Source organism: Bacillus litorisediminis, assembly GCF_022808645.1.
In the GTDB taxonomy this organism is placed as follows: domain Bacteria; phylum Bacillota; class Bacilli; order Bacillales; family JC228; genus Bacillus_BF; species Bacillus_BF litorisediminis.
The window spans coordinates 15,422-33,729 of record NZ_JAKZKT010000025.1 but is presented as its reverse complement, the minus strand read 5'-3'; the positions used below and the strand labels follow the sequence as shown (position 1 = coordinate 33,729).

Here is an 18,308-nt window from a genome sequence, read left to right as displayed (position 1 = left end):
GTGGATGCGTCGGAACAAAGCTACATGGATGTAACACAAGGATGTTTACGCTTTGCTGAGCTACTGGGACACGATTCTTAAGTAACGAACCAGTATGCCTTTATCATTATAATGATTTAGCGCAGCTTTATCAATAAGTATGCCTTATTTTACAGAATACTGTGTAAAAAAGATTAGGTGACAATTTCTCATAAAGTTTTGCTAATATAATATTTGTTCTTTCTCCCTACATATTATCTAAGTTTATCTCAACGTAAAAATTAATCAGCGGACAAGCTGGATATATTAAGGAGAGAGCGACGATTACATCATAGAATGAGGTGAAGCATGATGGGAAAGAAAGTATTGGCAGTAACTGCATGTCCGGTTGGAATTGCTCATACGTATATGGCAGCAGAAAATTTGCAAAAAGCAGCACAAGAGTTGGGTATTGATATAAAAGTCGAAACCCAAGGTTCCATCGGAGTTGAGAATGAGCTGACTGCAAGAGATATTGAGGAAGCGGAAGCTATTATTATTGCAAGCGATAAGGAAGTGTCCAAGGAACGCTTTGTCGGGAAAAAACTGCTTGTAACCGGGGTGCAAGACGGGATTCGCCGGCCAAAAGAATTGATTCAAAAAGCGACAAGCGGGGAGGTTCCTGTTTATAAAGCAGGAGAAAAAACAACCGATGCATCCAAAACTAAAGTAAAAGACGAAAACCAGATTTATAAACATTTAATGAATGGAGTATCTTATATGATTCCATTCATTGTCGTTGGGGGATTATTAATTGCAATAGCACTGGCTATCGGCGGTGAACAGACCCCTGGCGGAATCGTGATACCGGAAGATTCTGCCTGGAAGAGTATCGAAAGAATTGGTGCTGCTTCCTTCTCGTTTATGGTACCGATTCTTGCTGGATTTATCTCCTACAGTATCGCAGACCGTCCTGGACTTGCGCCTGGTATGATTGGCGGGTTTATCGCAGCTAATGGAAGCTTTTATGGAAGTGAAGCGGGTGCAGGCTTTATCGGCGGAATTATCGCTGGATTTTTAGCTGGTTATGTTACCCTGGCCATTAAAAAAATCAATGTGCCAAGAGCTGTTCAAAGTGTAATGCCGATTATTTTTATTCCAATCATATCCACATTGATTGTCGGGTCAGTATTTATTTTCTTGATTGGAGCACCAGTAGCTGGTGTGTTTGAAGCGTTAACCAACTGGTTAGCCGGCATGCAAGGAGCAAGTGAGATTGTATTGGCGATGATTTTAGGTGCCATGATTGCGGTTGATATGGGCGGACCATTTAACAAAGTTGCCTTTTTATTTGGAGCAGCTATGATTGCTGAAGGAAACTATGAAATCATGGGACCAATCGCAGTAGCAATCTGTATTCCTCCAATCGGAATGGGCCTTGCAACATTTTTAAGCAGAAGAAAATATCTTCCTGCTGAAAGAGAAGCGGGGAAGGCTTCTTTTACAATGGGATTATTCGGAATTACAGAGGGAGCAATACCGTTTGCCGCACAAGATCCTCTTCGTGTTATACCGAGTATTATGGTTGGTTCAATGGTAGGTTCCGTGATTGCAATGCTTTTTGATGTTGGGGACCGTGTAGCCCATGGCGGACCTATCGTTGCGGTTCTAGGGGCAGTAGATAATGTGCTTATGTTCTTTGTTGCAGCCATTATTGGTGCGATTGTCACCGCCCTTCTGGTGAACTTGCTGAAAAAGGATGTCTATAAAGAAGATGTATATATCGATGATAAGGAATCTAAACCAGAGAATACCAGTCTTGCAACAGAACAAACCGAGCAGGCAGCACCTAATGGAGAAATTCATAAATTAACCGACATTACCAACCTAAACTTAATTGAACCGAACTTAGAAGGTACATCGCAGGAAGAAATAATCGATGAAATGATTCAGAAATTAGCGAATGAAAACATCATTAGCTCTACGGAGAAGTTTAAAGAAGCGATTCTTGCCCGGGAAAAGCAAAGCTCAACTGGAATCGGGATGAATATTGCGATTCCGCATGGTAAATCAGCGGCTGTAAAACGCCCTGCTGTTGTCTTTGGCATTAAGCGGGATGGTGTTGATTGGAAGAGCTTAGACGGAACCGATGCCAAGCTGATCTTTATGATAGCTGTTCCTGAGGAAAGTGCAGGAGACGCACACTTGAAAATTCTCCAGATGCTTTCCCGCCGTCTCATGGATGACCAATTTAGAGAGCAGTTATTACATGTAACCACCAAAGAGGAAGCATATCAGCTGTTAGATACAATTCAGTAAAGAAAACTTGGCTAGCGCCAAGCCTTTAGGCACTTGCCTAGTTGCACTTATACTTTCTTAAAGTATAAAGAAAACTTGGCTAGCGCCAAGCCTTTAGGCACTTGCCTAGTTGCACTTATACTTTCTTAAAGTATAAAAAAGAGAGCGCCCTGCTCTCTTTTTTACATCAGTCTGTTCAAATGGTTCCATGCAGCTTGATCTTCTTTACTTACAATCGCAGGTTCCCAGCCTAATTTTTTATAGAGATGAATCGCAGCTAAACTCGAGGTCTGTGTTTTTAAATAGGCCTTATGATGATAGCGTGCAAGTATATGCATGGCTTCGGTAATTAATGGCTTTCCGAGTTTTTGGCCCTGATATTCCGGGATGATTTCAATCCAATGAAGTCGCCCCAATTTTTCATTATTCCAATCGCCAAACCATGCAGTTGCGGTTCCGATACTTTGTCCAGCTGCAGTTTCCAAAAATAAAATTCTTTTTTGTGCTTCATTATAATAGGGTCTAAATTCTTGATTAAAACGATTTAAGGCAGCTTGCTCGTTATTGAATTCACCTGTTGCTGTAACAATTCTAGCCCAATTCAAGTCGTCATCCGGCTCGCATAAAAATCGATAATGAAACCCTTTCGGAAGGGGGAAGACTGGAATCCTATGTAAATCATGCAGCATATATAAAGGGATCGTTTCCATGGTTAGCACCCACTTTACTATATTTGAAGTATTTTTATTGTAACCTAACCTGAAGTATTTTTTTGGTTAGAAAAATCAATGATGGTACAATTTATGTAGGGCAAAATGATGACTAGGAAAAGTCTAAGATTTTTTTATGTATATGGAGGTTAGTTCATGTATAAAGAACCAATATTTTTAAAACCTGTGTTTCAGGAGCGAATTTGGGGAGGACAAAAATTAAAAACGCAATTTCATTATGACATCCCCTACGAACAAACAGGGGAGGCTTGGGTTATTTCAGCTCACCCGAATGGACCCAGTGAAATTACAAATGGTCCTCTTTCAGGAAAAACATTAAAAGATGCTTGGGAACAGCATGGAGAATTATTTAACAAGGACGAGGGCAATGAAGAAGAATATCCGCTCCTTGTGAAAATATTAGATGCAAACGATGACCTCTCTGTTCAGGTTCATCCTGATGATCAGTATGCCCGTGAGGTTGAAGGACAGCCTTATGGAAAAACGGAATGCTGGTATGTCTTAAGTGCCGAACCTGAGGCCAAATTAGTATTAGGCCACAACGCCGGGTCCCGTGAGGAACTCGAGCAAATGATGGATAACGGTAAATGGGACCAATTATTAAAATATGAGCATGTAAAAGCCGGAGACTTTATTTATGTTCCAAGCGGAACCATTCATGCGATTGGCAAAGGTATTGTAATTTTAGAAACACAGCAGAGCTCTGATATTACATATCGCGTCTATGATTACGACCGGACTGATGCAAAAGGGCAGAAACGGGAATTGCATTTGGATAAAGCTAAAGAGGTGACAACAGTTCCGCACCAGCCCGCAGTAACCGAACAAAAAGAAGAAGTTCTAGAAGGAATTACGAAGAAAACGCTAGTGAAAGAGAAATACTTTACGGTGGATCATTGGACGCTTCAAGGCAAAACCTCTTTTCCATTAGAGCAGGACTTTTTACAGGTCAGTGTCATTCAAGGAAGCGGAGAAATCACAGTTGATGGAAAAACAATTCCGATTGAAAAGGGGAGCCATTTTATCTTACCATTTGGAATTAGCCAGTATGATCTTTCAGGAGAAGCAGAGTTTATCGTGTCCTGGGTATCAAAAAAATAAAAATAAAAAGCGGATTACCTGATTTGTAATCCGCTTTTTAACCTTTATAATACATAGAAAAACACGCAGAGGAAGTGACACAAGCTTCCTAACAGAATAAAAATATGAAAAATCTCATGGAAGCCTAAGTGTTTAAATTCCAAGAATTTTGGTTTAGCTCCATATATAACACCGCCAATGGTATAAAAGACCCCGCCGCTAATAAGCAGCATCATCCCGTTTGCTGTCAACACCTCTGACAAGGGCGAAACAAAGAAAACGACCAGCCATCCCATTAAAATATATAAAACCGTAGATACCCATCTGGGCATTTGAAACCATATTAGCTTATAAAGCATACCCATTAAAGCTAGAGAGTTAATAATAATAAACAATATCCAGCCAGTTACACCATTCATGCTAATTAAACAAAAGGGTGTATAAGTTCCCGCGATGAGAACGTAAATCATCGAGTGGTCAATTCTTCTTAGAAATGCAATCACATGTTCCCTTGCTACTACCATATGGTAAGTTGCAGAAGCTGAATACAAAAGAATCATACTAATGCCAAAAATAATGACTGCTGCAAGCGAAAGGGGAGCAGCAGAAGTGACAGACACTTTAATCACCATGGCCAGTAAACCAATAAAAGACAAGATGGCACCGAATAAATGGGTTAGGCCATTGATCGGTTCCCGAATGTAAGCATTCATTTATACACCCCAATCATGTAGTTTTAATTACTACATACTATCATATACCCATTACAACATGTGGTCAAGCTTTACGTGCAATGAAACATGCCGTATAATGGAAAAAATAGTATAAAAGAGGTTTAGTCATGGAAAATATGAAGAAAATAATTAAAGATTTACATCTGGATAATCATATTGCAGCAGACGATATCCCTACCATTGATTTATATATGGATCAGGTCATTCAACTGTTTGAAACTCATTTTGAATCTTCAAAAAGAAACGAAGATGAAAAGGTGTTAACAAAGACGATGATCAACAATTATGCAAAAGGAAAGTTATTTTTTCCTATTAAGAATAAAAAATATTCCAGGGAGCATATTCTCCTGATTAGCTTGATCTATCAATTAAAAGGGGCTCTTTCAATTAACGATATTAAAACAACCCTCGAGTTAATGAATCACAAAATTGTTCATGAAAATTTTGATCTAGCCAAAGTTTACAATAGTTACCTTTATTTAACGAAGCAGAATAGCAAGCGGTTTGAATCGAGTGTAGAAGATTCACTCCATGAAGTCGTTAAAGAAGTGGAAAGTCTCGGCGATTCCGATTCCGATTACTTAAAACAGTTTTTGCTGATCGCATCCTTCGTAAATTTGAGCAACTTTTATAGAAGGGCGGCCGAAAAGCTGGTCGACCAAATTAAAATATCAAAGTAGTATGAGTGGGCATTGCAGATAACTCCAGAATTCATCATATTTTTCAACTTTAATTTGAATAATAAAGGTGAAGATATACACTTTAAAGTTCTGGAGGTTTACGATGAATAAAAGAATCGATCAAGATGCTACAGAAGCTAACATAAGAATAAATGAGATTCTGGAGGATACACAGCTGCATGAAGGTACTAAAAGCCAAATCAATGATGCCAATGTAACAAATAGGAAAATACAGGAGTCTTTTTACCGAAATGATGAGCATCCAGAGCAAGATTTCCCGCCGACCTATATCTATAATAATACGCCGGCAATAAGGATAACTGGGGATGACGACTAATTTTTTCAGATAACGCAGCATGAAAATTCACTGATAGGCAGACCCTATATGTGAGGTGATGCAAAAATGAAAAAAGAAAAAAATAACAATTTAACTTATAAAGAAGTTGAAGAGTACGGAATTCGAACTGACCTGGATTCAGCTCATCCATATAATACAGTAGACCGCTATGCCGGAGATTCAGTCAATGAGCATAAAGAATTAGAAAAAGTAAATGAACATTTTGCAGAAAAAGAAATTTCCCAAGTGTTTAACAATTCTTAACTAATCGTTAACTGGCATTTCTTTCTGTTATGAAATCCTCCTGTTCGAAACATCCTATTATAGTGAGAGGTGGACAATTTTCACCTTTCGTTAATAAATGGGGGGTATAAAGATGAACAATGCAAGGTGGATGCGTCAAATAATGAGATTTGGAAGACAAGCCCCACAGCTGATCAATCGGTTCCAAAGACGAAGAAACAATAGAAGGGGTTGGACTCTTATTTCTTTATTAGGCCTCGGTACGGCACTTGGAGTTGTTGCCAGCCGAAATAGGAATGTAAGAGAGCCAATTCAAAATTTGATGCAGCGTACCAGAAACTATGCTGGTAACAGAGGAAACAATGCGGCAATAGCTGAAATGGCAAAAGAATTTATGCCAGAGGTTTTGGGAAATCAAAACCCAAATAAAAGTTTAAACCAGAATCTAACACAAAATCAAAATCAAAATGAAAATAGAAACCAGTTTTAATTTTGATTGTAAGCCCATCTTAGCAGGTGGGCTTTTTTTTTATAATTTAAAAATGTATTGACAGTGATAATCATTATCATTTAATATTATCATTGATAATGATTATCAATAAATTACATAAAATAATAATTATAGAGGGTGACGAGATTGAGGAAAAAATCAATTTTCATTTTGCTGGCAATCTTCCTTGCTTTTGTTTTAGCAGGATGTAATTCTGATGCGAGCTCAACTTCAGGTTCTGAGACAGAAAGTAAAGAAGAAATTACGGTTGCACATAAATTAGGGGAAACGGTTGTTCCTAAAAATCCTGAAAAAGTAGTCGTATTTGATTTTGGTGTTTTAGATACATTAGACACATTTGAGGTAGAAGTCACAGGGATTCCAAAAGAAAATATCCCAGCTTACCTGTCCAAATATGAAGATGATCAATATGAGAACGTAGGTAGCTTAAAGGAACCTGATTTTGAAAAAATAGATGAAATTGCACCTGACCTTATTATCATTTCGGGTAGACAATCCGCTTTATACGAACAGTTAAGTGAAATTGCTCCAACAATTTATCTGGAAATTGATACACAAAACTATATGGATTCTTTTAAAGAAAATGTCAATTTACTTGCAGAAATCTTTGGTAAAGAAGATGTTGCAGAAGAAAAATTAGCTGAAATCGATAAGTCTATTCAAGTTTTAAATGAAAAGGCAGCAGCAATGGGAGGAAATGCCCTTATTATTTTGGCCAATGATGGGAAAGTAAGTGCTTACGGACAAGGTTCAAGATTTGGTTTAATACATGATGTATTTGGGATTACACCTGTAGATGAAAGTATTGAGTCTTCAACACATGGTCAAAGCATTTCGTTTGAATATATTGTAGAGAAAGATCCTGACTATCTCTTTGTAATCGATCGTGGTGCTGTTGTCGGCGGGGAATCCTCCGCTAAGCAAGTAGTTGAAAATGAACTCGTCAAAATGACTAAAGCATACCAAAATAATCATATTATCTACTTAGACCCGGATTATTGGTACCTTTCTGGCGGTGGCCTCGTTTCTGTTGCGGAAATGACAAAGCAAATAGAAGAAGCTATACAATAAGTCTTCGCAAAGCATGGAGAATTCCATGCTTTTTTTCATGCACTTTAAGTATAAAATTTTAGCATAGAAGTTAAATTCGACGCAGTTAAAATTTTTAGGAATACACAACGGTCAGGATGGCCAAGTCTAGCGATACATTAGGAAGTGGCGATTTGATCGTGATAAGTGTAACCAGGCAATCGCCTGCGCCATAAAGGCTTGGCGATAGCCAAGTTTTCTATAGCGAATTTTTGAGTTTATCTATTATTCAAAAAATTGAAAAATAGAAGATATTCAGTACATTTAAATACTAAAACTATGGTAAAATTATCCTATCATATAGGAGGTTTTCGAATTGTGCGAATTCTTAAAGAGCATATAATCGTTGAAGCAAGTAAAGATATTGTCTGGCAGGCTTGGACAATCAGTGAAGAAGTCATGAAATGGTTTGTTCCTAAAGCTGTAATAGTAGCTGAAGAAGGCGGAAAATATGATGTAAGCTATGACCCTGAACAGGAAAGGGACAGGTCTGAACAAAATTGCAAAATATTATCGATTCAGCCAACCCACCGTCTTGTCTTTCAGTGGAAAATTCCCGAAATAGCCGGCCTTATTGGAGAGGCCTCAACAACTGTTGTGGCAGTATGTTTAAAAGAACTTTCGAATCAAACGACGATTATTGTCTCACATAGCGGATGGGGGGAGGGTTCCGAATGGCTTCGGGTTATGGAGTGGCATAAACAAAATTGGGCTCTATCGCTTAAGAGCTTAAAATCGTATCTGGAAACTGGCCAGGGATTTATAGCTCAGCTCCATTCCCATGAAAAAAACTGATATCGCCTTTAATCTCGTGTATAATAGGGAACATACAGAGGCTGGAGGTTTGTTGCATGTATGGATTGCAATTGATTATCACACTGATTTTAGCAGTGATTGTCATCTGGAATATGGTTTTAATTATTCATCCTTTTCAGCGGAAGAAGCTTGGGGTTAAAATTTTCCCAAAGGGTGCCCGTGCTGGAAAAGGAATCAAACAAATCAGAAGTACAGATTCTTTTCAATATAAAATAGGACAAGTGTTCCTTTATTTTTATACTCCCATTTCGATTTACACGATTTTCTATCTTCTGATTTCAACGGGAAGCTGGGAGTTAGTCGCCTTTGGGCTCATTATGGTGGGTGTTTCGCTAGCATCCTATACGATGTTTTCTAATGTCTTGGAAGTTAGGGAAAAGGGCATTTTAATTTATGGAGTTAATATACCAGTGACAAATTTAAAGTCATGGACCTGGTCTGGGCATGAAGAAAATCGTTTGCGGATTTATCATCAAAAGCCGATATTTAACCTTTTTCACAGAGTTACTACAACTGAACTGCCCTCAGAGTTAAAAGAAGATCTGCAGGATTGGCTAAAGAAAAATAAACAGCACTAAAAAAGCCGAGGTTGCCGGGTGGAGGAAGACCTTCACAGACAACCTCGTATTTGATTATTCCACGACACCTGATTCAGAAATTGTAACGTCTGGCTCCACTGTTATTTCAAGATTAGGATAACGGGCTTCCCATTCTTCTTGATCAAATTTATATATATCATGTCTAACCTCTGCTCCAATTCCAACTGGATCCACTTTTAATTCTTGAAAGGTTCTAAGCAATTCTTCACATCCTTCTTTGATGTCGTTCGAAAAATCTGTTTCAATTTGTTCTATTTCTTTTCCTGTTAGTCTTTTTCCTGTATATTCTTGAACGATCGCTTCAATTTTTATTTGAATGCGGATTTTATTAACCCTCTCGTTGTTTTTCTCAATAATATATTTGGTATGTGAGTCCACAATTTTTAATGTCGACTCCTGTTTCTCATCCTTGTCTCTGCCTGATAACGACCCTTGGCTGTATCTGTCAACTAGCAGTTTAAAAAATAGCATTTTGTCTTCTGGAACTTCATAAATAATTTTATCGCCTTTAAATACAGCGACACCGCTAATGGCAATATCTTTTTCACCGATTCTTTTCAACATAGGCAAATAAGGATCACGCCCTTGTTGGTGGTATAAATATGCAAATAAATGTAAATTTGTTTGAGGAAGATCTCGAGTTTCGATATTATGTCTAATCAGGCTAGACAGATATTCTCCCGTTCCTTCTCCACCTAACTGTTCACTCAAAATTTCCCCGGCACTTCCATCACTGACAACTAAAAATAAGCGTGCCCCAACACTCGGGTCTCGCTGAAGAGAGTCAACAATTCTAAATACACCCTTTTCCTTTGAAAAATCTTTGCTGAATATAACGATTTCAAGGCTGCCGAACACTAATGGATTAGGGGATTTGCGCTGCATTTCTATAATTACTTTTCGTGCAATATCATTGGTAGCGGAAATAGTTACATTTTCTACTGTCCCTTCTGGCTTATAGGATGGATAAAGGGCGGTCCCTTTAATCTTGCCGTTTTCTGTAAGATCATACCCTAATCCGGTTACAATATTGATTTCATCGATAACTTCTTCTTCTACACAGCCAGATACTAAAATAAGTGAAACGAGAAGGCAAAGAAACAGTCTAGTTTTGCTGTTTGTTCGGATCATTTTTCGATCTCACCTTTCGCATGATCAGTAAGATAACAAGCAAAATTGGGACATATACATAGTTCAGAAAAAAACCGGCCTTCCCCATCCAGTCATTTAGATTATTAATATGTTCTCTCTTATCTATATAAGAAACGGCGGCCAGTACTAATGCGGAAAGAATAAATAAACTTCTTCTCTGTCGAAGATGTGTAACCTGTCTAATAATCCGGCTTCCGCACCAAAGGGCAATACAAATGTTAGGAAGTATGATTAATATCCAGTTTCCGATTCCGATATACTCAATTCTTTCAATAAAGGGCAATTCAGCAATTTTCCAGATGGAGAGTGTGGCCCAAACGGTTTCCTTTAATTGATTTTTACTAAAAAAGGTAAAGGTAAGAGCCGTAACAATGGTATAAAAAATCGTGACAGTCAATACTCCAAGATGAGCCCATTTTTTTGCTTTCTTTGGGTCTTTGATAAATGGATAGAACATAAGTAAGGTCTCGTACCCAATATACGTTAATGACATATTTAGAGCGGACTGAGCTAAATTTTTTATGGTTGTATCAAAGATAGGCAGCAAATTTTTAAAGTCGGAAAAAGGAAAAATAAAAGCAAATGTAAAAACAAGATAAGAGGGTAAGACTGTTCCGAAAAAAGCAACTCCCGTAATTGTTCGAAATCCACTTGAAACAATATAATAAACAAGAAGCAAAACAGCGAGGGTTATCCAAAATAAATCCAATTCCGCAAACATCCAAACCTGAACGACTTCTAAGTAGGTTCGCAGAACGGTAACAGCCAACATAGTAAAATAAAGAGCAAACAGAAAGCTGAATATATTCCCAATCCACTTGCCAAATGCAAGCCGATGGGCTTGTACAATATCTCCGCCCCCGTTTTCTAAAATTTTAAATTGGAGGAATAAAACGATATGAATGCTAAGGCCTGATACAAGGACTGAGATCCATGCGTCGTGGCCAGCCGGCTCCGCAACAATTCTTTGGAATCCTAATACACCGATACCGATTTGCATCGAAATGATAAGAAAATAGATGAGATAATAGGATACCTTTCTTGTCTCTGGTATAGTTGTCGGATTCATTTTGATCCCTCCAATCTTGCTGCACAGATTATTCGTCAATATCCTTTTTTAGATCCTTAGGGATAATTTTGTTTGGTTGCTTTGTGCGAGTAAACATGGGTCTTCGGGTTTGTCTTCTAAAAGGAAGACGAAAAATAGCATCTCGAAAATCAGTTAATCTAGGCGGAAAGAGCGGTTCTAAAAAAGGACGGCCTAGTGAAGTTAGATTAAGAGTGTAAGCCATCAGCCACGCGAAACAATATACAATCCCTAATATTCCCCATAGTTCTGCAAACAAGAGAAAAGGAAAGCGCAGAACACGAATTGCATTACCGATTTTATAGACAGGGGTTGTGAACGATGCTAAAGCCGCAAGAGCGATCAGAATCAGCAATACATTACTCGTCAAACCAGCTTCAACGGACGCTGTTCCAATAACGATCCCGCCAACGATCCCAATTGTCTGACCAACTTTTGTTGGCAGTCGTGCTCCTGCCTCTCTTAGGAGCTCAATAACTAGTTCAAGAAAGAGCGCCTCAAAAAAGGGCGGCAATGGAACAACCTGTCTCGAAGCCACAAGTGTCCCCATTAAATCACCAGGTATTAATTCATAGTGATAGGTGAGAGCCGCAACATATATTGGTGTAATAAAAATGGAGAAGGCAACCGAGAACAACCGGATAACCCGGAAAAAAGATGCCAGCATCCAATTGGTTAAATAATCATCGAACGAACTAAAAAACTCAATTAATGTCGTCGGTGCAATCAGCACATGCGGAGAGCCATCAGAAATGATGACGATTTTTCCTTCTGTTAACACAGATGCGGCACGGTCTGGCCTTTCTGTATCTAGTGCTAATGGAAAAGGTGAATTATGTTGATCCGTTATAATTTGTTCAATAAAGCTGCTGTCAGGAATATTATCATATTCCATGTTATCCAGCCTCTGAATAACAGTATTTACGTTTTCTTCATTGGCTAGGCCTTTAATATAGGCCACGCCTACCTTTGTTTTTGAATAATAACCTATTGTTTTTTCAATTATAACTAGCTCTTTGATTGGAAGCCTTTTCCTTAAAAGGTTGATATTTTGAACGTAAGATTCTACAAATGCTTCTTTTGGTCCAATTACACTGAATTCAACCTCAGGTGCAGCGATGTTCCTTCCTATATTTTTATTAGCTTGTAAATAGGCAGCTTTCTTTTCATCCCCGCGTATTCTGATTTCAACAGACCCTCTTAAAAGATGTTCTTCTCGGCAGGAAAAATCAGAGATTTCAATTCCTGGAATGGAGAGGATAGTAGGAAGATCCTCTAGTTTTTCAAAACCGTGCTCTAATAGCTTTGGGAGAATGAATTGTTCGATTATTTTAGATTCTGATAAAGACATATAGTATGAAACGACAAATTCTTCTCCTGTTGCTTTATTTGGATAAATGATTTCTTTATAATCATTTGATAATTCAAAAACAGACTTTGCTTGCTTTTGTGATTGATTTTGCGAATTCTGTTGTTCAAGAGACACATTCTTCTTAAGGTCCCCATTTTGTTTTTTGTCATTATTCTTCTTCTTTAAATCCTTGTACCAGCTCAACCAGCCTCTCATTGTGCCACCCCAAATCGGGAATTTTCACCTATATGAGGATAGTATGACCAATTCAAATAAAATTATGGGAAATAAAAAGGGATAAAAATGCTAAAGAGGGAGGAGGAGGAAATATCTCAAAAGTCTATCTCTGAATATAAATTGTTACTTCAACCCAAAAAGAAACCCACAAAAATCATGGATGATCTTTGTGGGTTTCCTTTAAATTACTGCAGAAAAATCTGCTCGATTTCATCTAACACCAGATTTGCAGCAATGACACCGCCGGCTGTGTTCCAAACAGCATCACTTACACGATGGGCGTTTCCGCTTTTAACTGCATGTAACTGCTGGAAAAGCGGGTCATTGACCCATTCCTCTTCAAGCTTAGTTGCTTCACCATCACCGGTTTCATAGGTGAAATAGAATAATACATCTCCATCCATTGCAGGTATTCTTTCTTTCGTAACGTTCGTTTCAGCAAAGTCGTTTACATCTTGTCCTTCAGCTCGTGCAAAGCCAAGCTGATCAAAGATTACACCAGAAAATGAGTCTTTATGATAAATTCGGACGTCCCCAGCCATAAAGCGGACAACGGAAATCTTTTTATTTAGCTGTTCTCCAAGCTGTGCACGTAAGTCCTCAATCCGTTGGTTATATTCGTCCAATACTTGTTGTCCTTTCTCAGTCTGATTGACTGCTTCAGCATACAGTTTAAAGTTTTCCTGCCAGTTTCCACGCAAGGTCTCTGAAAGGACAGTAGGTGCAATCGCATTTAATTGCTCATAGATTTCTTCCTGGCGGAGTTTCGTTCCAAGAATAAGATCAGGCTCTAATGCAGCGACAGCTTCTAGATTTACTTCGCTTTCAGTTCCAACGACTTCGACACCTTCCATGTCTTCCGCGATGTGTTCGTACCATGGATCACCTAACCATGATTGGACAGCACCGACTGGTTTGATACCCATTGCCAGTAAAGCTTCAGTTCCCTCATTCGTTAATACAACAATTTTTTCTGGAGTATCAGGAATTTCGGCAACTCCCATTGAATGCTCTACTGTATAACCGGTGTTCTTCTCAGTTTCTTTATCTTGATTCGCGTTTTCCTCAGTATCATCTGTCCCGCAAGCCGACAGTGCGAAGACAGCTAATACCATAAGAACAAATAAGTTGCGAAATGCTTTCATTAAATAAGCCCCCTATGTAATAAAATTAAATGATAATGATTATCAATTGCTTTTCAATTTTGATATTATATGGGAAGCATGCCCGTGTCAAGAACTAATTGAAAATGATTTTCAAACTCATTGACAACGAGAATGATTTTCAATAGACTTAAAGATAAGATAGAAAGCTTTACGAAATGGTTGATTCGGCAGGTAACTTAATGATGCAATTAACAAATAACAGGCAAAAATGGCTTGGTTTACTTATAATCTTTACCATTACTGTATTTCTTATTAGTGCAAGTATCGTTTATGGTTACACGGATACCGGCTGGGGCATGGCTGTTGATGCTTTTTTTGGGTTTGATGGTTCCACTGAACATTTAGTTTTAACAACTATCCGGTTACCAAGAGCCATCATTGCAGCAGTTGTTGGGGCAAGTCTGGCTATTGCTGGCGTGTTTATGCAAACCCTAACAAAAAATCCATTGGCATCTCCAGAAATTTTTGGAGTAAATGCTGGTGCCGGGTTTGCGATCGTTGTAGCGCTGACGGTATTTTCTGTTACTAGTTTACAAGCTTTTACTTGGATTGCCTTTTTAGGAGCGGCAGCTGCTGCTATTGGTGTGTACCTGATTGGTTCAATTGGGCGAGAGGGTCTGACACCAATGAAGCTTACATTAGCGGGAGCTGCAATGGCAGCGATGTTTGCTTCTTTTACACAAGGATTGCTCGTCTTAAATGAAGCTGCACTTGAGCAGGTTTTATTTTGGCTGGCTGGTTCAGTTCAAGGGAGAAAACTCGAATATCTCGTAAATGTACTTCCGTATTTATCAGTTGGCTGGGTATTATCCATGATTATTGCTAACAAGATGAATGTCTTTGCAATGGGAGAAGATGTGGCAAAAGGCCTTGGATTAAAAACAGGATTATTAAAAATGTCGGCTGCCTTCATTATCATTTTGTTAGCAGGCGGTTCAGTAGCGATTGCCGGTCCTATTGGCTTTATCGGAATGGTAATTCCTCATTTTGCGCGAGCAATCGTAGGTATCGACCATCGCTGGGTACTTCCTTATAGTGCTTTTCTCGGAGCCTCATTATTATTGGCAGCTGACATTGGAGCGAGATATATCATCATGCCGCAAGAAGTTCCTGTAGGTGTTATGACAGCTATTATTGGGACCCCATTTTTTGTGTATTTGGCAAGAAAGGGGTTTAATGGCTGATGAAAGGATTTTTTAACTTCCGTTTATTTCAAGGCAAAATTTCTTTCCTATTAGAAAAAAGATCACTGCTTGTAACTTTGATTTTGTTAGCAGCAGCCCTTCTTGTATTTCTTTTAAGTGTAGGATTAGGGGATTACCCTGTCAGTCCGTTTACCGTTCTATCTGTCATTTTTGGCGGAGGAAACAAAATGGAGCAATTAGTGGTTTTGGATTTCCGTTTACCAAGAATCCTGATTGCTCTTTTGGTAGGAATTGGATTAGCTGTATCAGGTGCTATTCTCCAAGGGATCATTCGGAATCCTTTAGCTTCTCCAGACATAATTGGCGTCACCGGTGGTGCTTCTGTAGCAGTTGTTGCGTTTTTGGCTATTTTCACAAACGATAACAATGTTTTAACTGTCAGTATTTCCTGGATGCCGCTGGCTGCATTTATCGGGGCATGTATCGTTGCCTTCTTAGGTTATTTTCTTGCCTGGAAAAATGGAGTTTCTCCCATCCGGCTCGTATTGATTGGGATTGGGATCTCGATGCTGATGCAGGCGCTAACGACTTTATTTATGATTTTGGGGCCGATATATCAGGCGAGTCAGGCAAATATATGGATTACTGGAACCGTCCATGGTTCGAAATGGTCAGATGTGACGATGCTTGCACCGTGGACTATTGTTTTACTCATTCTCTCACTGGCAGCCAGCCGCACATTAAATCTTCAAGAGCTTGGTGATGATTTGGCTATTGCTGCAGGGGGAAGGGTACAAAAACAAAGGTTTATTTTGCTGATCATCAGTACAGCTTTAGTCGGTGGTGCCGTTGCTTTTGCAGGCGGAATCGGGTTTGTTGGATTGATGGCACCACATATGGCTCGAAGATTGGTCGGCTCTTCATTCGGGGCGCTTATTCCCGTGTCTGCCATTCTTGGTGCAATTTTAGTTATGGTCGCTGACTTAATTGGCCGTACGTTGTTTTCACCTCTAGAGATTCCTGCGGGAGTATTCACCGCTGGAATTGGAGCACCATATTTTATTTATTTGTTGTATAAAACAAGAAACCGATAACCTGAGGCATTTATTAATTGGTAAAGGAGCAGGGCTATGACATATTCAATAGAAACTCAATCATTAACACTTGGTTATGGTGAATCTATTATTATTGAATCCTTAGATTTAACCATTCCTAAGGGTGAAATTACTGTTTTTATTGGAGGCAATGGGTGTGGAAAATCGACTCTTCTCCGGTCAATTGCCCGGCTTCTTAAGCCAAGAAAGGGGATTGTTCTGCTCCAGGGGGAAGCTATTGCAAAAATGTCTACAAAAGAGGTAGCAAAACAAATGGCGATCCTGCCGCAATCTCCAGTTCCGCCGGAAGGCTTAACCGTTTTGCAATTGGTGAAACAAGGCCGTTACCCTCATCAGACGTGGTTAAAGCAATGGACTGGGGAAGATGAGGAAAAGGTCATGCATGCACTTCAAGCAACGGGAATGGTTGATCTAAAGGATCGCCCAGTTGATTCTCTTTCTGGCGGTCAAAGACAGCGTGCCTGGATTGCGATGACCTTGGCTCAGGACACGGATACAATTTTGCTGGACGAACCGACGACGTACTTAGATATGACCCATCAAATTGAGGTGCTGGACCTTTTATTTGAATTAAATGAAAAAGAACAGCGAACGATTGTGATGGTTTTACATGATTTGAATCTGGCATGCCGCTATGCCCACAATATAGTCGCTATTAAAGATAAAAAAGTGTACGCCCAGGGAAAACCGGAGGCTGTAATTACAGATCAACTGGTTAAAGAAGTATTTCATATGGATTGTGAAGTAATGCGGGATCCACTATTTGGCACACCACTCTGTATTCCGTATGGAAGAGGTAGACAGATCCTTAAAAAGGCAGGAATTGTCAATGCTAGACAACAGGCTAACTGAAGAAGAACTTGAAGAATTAAGCCGTTTCAGGCTAATTCCAGAACCCAAGCAAGTGGATCTTCGCTTTTCTGCAGAAGATATCATGAACGAACATACAATAAGGCCCATTTTGAAGAAAATAAAAGAACGAATTGAAGCTCCCAATTTTTTAGTCACTGCATCAATTCTAATGAAACGGTATGCCTTTTTACCGGTCATTTACCTTTATGCTTTTACAAAATGGGATAAAATTCTGATGATTGATCCAAAGCACATCTATATTGAAGATGCTGAAAAAAATGGGATCTGGCTGCCTGAATTCCGATTCGAGTCCATTCATATAAAAACATTCCCTGCTGATTCTAGAGAATTATACCGGAAAGAAGCTTTTACTGAATTATTTAGAAATCATATATACAAGGTTATCACGATTCTGCACCAAGAAACCAAAGTTTCTAAAATAGTGTTATGGGAAAATATGAGTGTATATCTCTTTTGGATGTATGAACTGCTCATGGAAGAAGAACCTGATGTAAGCGAACAGGCTTACTCTGACTATCAATATATTTTTCAGCAAGCAGAAGGTGCTGTATTTGGTGCCTATAAAAAAAACCCGCTTACATCGTTTAATTCGGAAAAGGTTAGAATAGAAGAATACGATGCGATGATTCGGATCAGGAAAACCTGTTGCTATTCATACATGCTTTTGAAGGATAGTGAGAGTGCACACTGTAAAACTTGCCCAGTTAAATGCAAGCTTCTGAAAAGTCAGATGAAAAAGGAGGCTAAAGTGTGAACTCAGAATTTGAAGAGAAATTTGAATCTCTCTTACAAAAATATACAGAACTTCTAACTGGTAAAAATGATAAGAAAATGGTTGATGATGTGGTAAAGTGGGCGTTGTATTCGCAAGTTGCCAAGACGATGCCGGCACTAGCTAAACATTGGAACCAAATGTACCCAGATGCAAAGCAAGAAATCAAACAAATTAGCCTTTCCATTAAAGAGAAAAATGATCAATTAAGGAGCCAATCGAATAAGTCTTCAGGTCATTCCTTGTAAGCAGGAGTGACTTTTTATTTACAAGTAAAATTTTGCGATTAAATATTTTGAATAAAAGATATATTCAAATAATAAGCGAAATGATA

At 38.8% G+C, this 18,308-nt stretch carries 20 protein-coding genes; 14 read left to right on the top strand and 6 right to left on the bottom strand.

Annotated elements, in window-relative coordinates:
• The first annotated feature begins 330 nt into the window (after positions 1-330).
• Positions 331-2,277 (top strand): fructose-specific PTS transporter subunit EIIC, encoded by a 1,947-nt coding sequence (locus MLE14_RS13585; RefSeq protein WP_390628857.1) that lies wholly within the window; start codon positions 331-333, stop codon positions 2,275-2,277.
• Positions 2,278-2,438: 161 nt separating this feature from the next.
• On the opposite strand, the gene MLE14_RS13580 is transcribed toward MLE14_RS13585, so the two are convergent.
• Positions 2,439-2,966 carry a GNAT family N-acetyltransferase gene (locus MLE14_RS13580; protein WP_243298929.1) on the bottom strand — a complete coding sequence of 176 codons (528 nt, stop codon included), beginning with the start codon at positions 2,964-2,966 and terminating at the stop codon, positions 2,439-2,441.
• Between the two features lie 156 nt (positions 2,967-3,122).
• Here MLE14_RS13580 and manA point away from each other — a divergent pair, with 156 nt between their 5' ends.
• A complete protein-coding gene (manA, locus tag MLE14_RS13575) occupies positions 3,123-4,088 on the top strand; it encodes a mannose-6-phosphate isomerase, class I (protein WP_243298928.1) in 966 nt (321 codons plus the stop codon).
• A gap of 44 nt (positions 4,089-4,132) precedes the next feature.
• Here manA and trhA read toward each other — a convergent pair whose 3' ends face one another.
• Positions 4,133-4,780 (bottom strand): PAQR family membrane homeostasis protein TrhA, encoded by a 648-nt coding sequence (gene trhA / locus MLE14_RS13570; RefSeq protein WP_243298927.1) that lies wholly within the window; start codon positions 4,778-4,780, stop codon positions 4,133-4,135.
• 128 nt (positions 4,781-4,908) lie between these two features.
• On the opposite strand from trhA, the gene MLE14_RS13565 reads away from it, so the two are divergent.
• From MLE14_RS13565 to MLE14_RS13535, 7 genes are all read left to right on the top strand, one after another.
• Positions 4,909-5,481 (top strand): DUF1836 domain-containing protein, encoded by a 573-nt coding sequence (locus tag MLE14_RS13565; protein WP_243298926.1) that lies wholly within the window; start codon positions 4,909-4,911, stop codon positions 5,479-5,481.
• 103 nt (positions 5,482-5,584) lie between these two features.
• Positions 5,585-5,818: a hypothetical protein gene (locus MLE14_RS13560; RefSeq protein ID WP_243298925.1), complete on the top strand. Its 234-nt coding sequence runs from the start codon at positions 5,585-5,587 to the stop codon at positions 5,816-5,818.
• Between the two features lie 66 nt (positions 5,819-5,884).
• The gene (locus MLE14_RS13555) at positions 5,885-6,082 is read left to right on the top strand and encodes a hypothetical protein (protein ID WP_243298924.1); all 198 of its coding nucleotides are present in this window, start codon (positions 5,885-5,887) and stop codon (positions 6,080-6,082) included.
• Between the two features lie 112 nt (positions 6,083-6,194).
• Positions 6,195-6,551, top strand: a complete 357-nt coding sequence (locus MLE14_RS13550) for a hypothetical protein (protein ID WP_243298923.1) — start codon at positions 6,195-6,197, stop codon at positions 6,549-6,551.
• Between the two features lie 147 nt (positions 6,552-6,698).
• A complete protein-coding gene (locus tag MLE14_RS13545) occupies positions 6,699-7,643 on the top strand; it encodes a siderophore ABC transporter substrate-binding protein (RefSeq protein ID WP_243298922.1) in 945 nt (314 codons plus the stop codon).
• Between the two features lie 336 nt (positions 7,644-7,979).
• A complete protein-coding gene (locus MLE14_RS13540) occupies positions 7,980-8,456 on the top strand; it encodes an SRPBCC family protein (protein WP_243298921.1) in 477 nt (158 codons plus the stop codon).
• A 56-nt stretch (positions 8,457-8,512) separates the two neighbouring features.
• The gene (locus tag MLE14_RS13535) at positions 8,513-9,055 is read left to right on the top strand and encodes a hypothetical protein (RefSeq protein ID WP_243298920.1); all 543 of its coding nucleotides are present in this window, start codon (positions 8,513-8,515) and stop codon (positions 9,053-9,055) included.
• A gap of 54 nt (positions 9,056-9,109) precedes the next feature.
• Here MLE14_RS13535 and MLE14_RS13530 read toward each other — a convergent pair whose 3' ends face one another.
• The 4 genes from MLE14_RS13530 to MLE14_RS13515 form a co-directional block, all read right to left on the bottom strand.
• Complete coding sequence (locus MLE14_RS13530; protein ID WP_243298919.1) at positions 9,110-10,207, bottom strand: Ger(x)C family spore germination protein; 1,098 nt, start codon at positions 10,205-10,207, stop codon at positions 9,110-9,112.
• Positions 10,182-11,297 (bottom strand): GerAB/ArcD/ProY family transporter, encoded by a 1,116-nt coding sequence (locus MLE14_RS13525; RefSeq protein WP_243298918.1) that lies wholly within the window; start codon positions 11,295-11,297, stop codon positions 10,182-10,184. The genes MLE14_RS13530 and MLE14_RS13525 overlap by 26 nt, the downstream gene beginning before the upstream one ends.
• Positions 11,298-11,325: 28 nt before the next feature.
• Positions 11,326-12,882 (bottom strand): spore germination protein, encoded by a 1,557-nt coding sequence (locus tag MLE14_RS13520; RefSeq protein WP_243298917.1) that lies wholly within the window; start codon positions 12,880-12,882, stop codon positions 11,326-11,328.
• Positions 12,883-13,088: 206 nt separating this feature from the next.
• Positions 13,089-14,048, bottom strand: a complete 960-nt coding sequence (locus tag MLE14_RS13515; protein ID WP_243298916.1) for an ABC transporter substrate-binding protein — start codon at positions 14,046-14,048, stop codon at positions 13,089-13,091.
• A 203-nt stretch (positions 14,049-14,251) separates the two neighbouring features.
• On the opposite strand from MLE14_RS13515, the gene MLE14_RS13510 reads away from it, so the two are divergent.
• The 5 genes from MLE14_RS13510 to MLE14_RS13490 are packed head-to-tail and all read left to right on the top strand — an operon-like array spanning position 14,252 to position 18,222.
• Entirely contained in the window at positions 14,252-15,253 is a 1,002-nt protein-coding gene (locus MLE14_RS13510) for a FecCD family ABC transporter permease (protein ID WP_243298960.1), read from the top strand.
• Positions 15,253-16,308, top strand: coding sequence for a FecCD family ABC transporter permease (locus tag MLE14_RS13505; protein WP_243298915.1), 1,056 nt, complete (start codon positions 15,253-15,255; stop codon positions 16,306-16,308). Before MLE14_RS13510 ends, MLE14_RS13505 begins: the two co-directional genes overlap by 1 nt.
• 36 nt (positions 16,309-16,344) lie before the next feature.
• On the top strand, positions 16,345-17,181 hold the full coding sequence (locus MLE14_RS13500) for an ABC transporter ATP-binding protein (RefSeq protein WP_243298914.1): 837 nt from the start codon (positions 16,345-16,347) through the stop codon (positions 17,179-17,181).
• Complete coding sequence (locus MLE14_RS13495) at positions 17,159-17,956, top strand: IucA/IucC family C-terminal-domain containing protein (protein WP_243298913.1); 798 nt, start codon at positions 17,159-17,161, stop codon at positions 17,954-17,956. The genes MLE14_RS13500 and MLE14_RS13495 overlap by 23 nt, the downstream gene beginning before the upstream one ends.
• On the top strand, positions 17,953-18,222 hold the full coding sequence (locus MLE14_RS13490) for a DUF2573 family protein (RefSeq protein WP_243298912.1): 270 nt from the start codon (positions 17,953-17,955) through the stop codon (positions 18,220-18,222). Before MLE14_RS13495 ends, MLE14_RS13490 begins: the two co-directional genes overlap by 4 nt.
• The last annotated feature ends 86 nt before the right edge of the window (positions 18,223-18,308 follow it).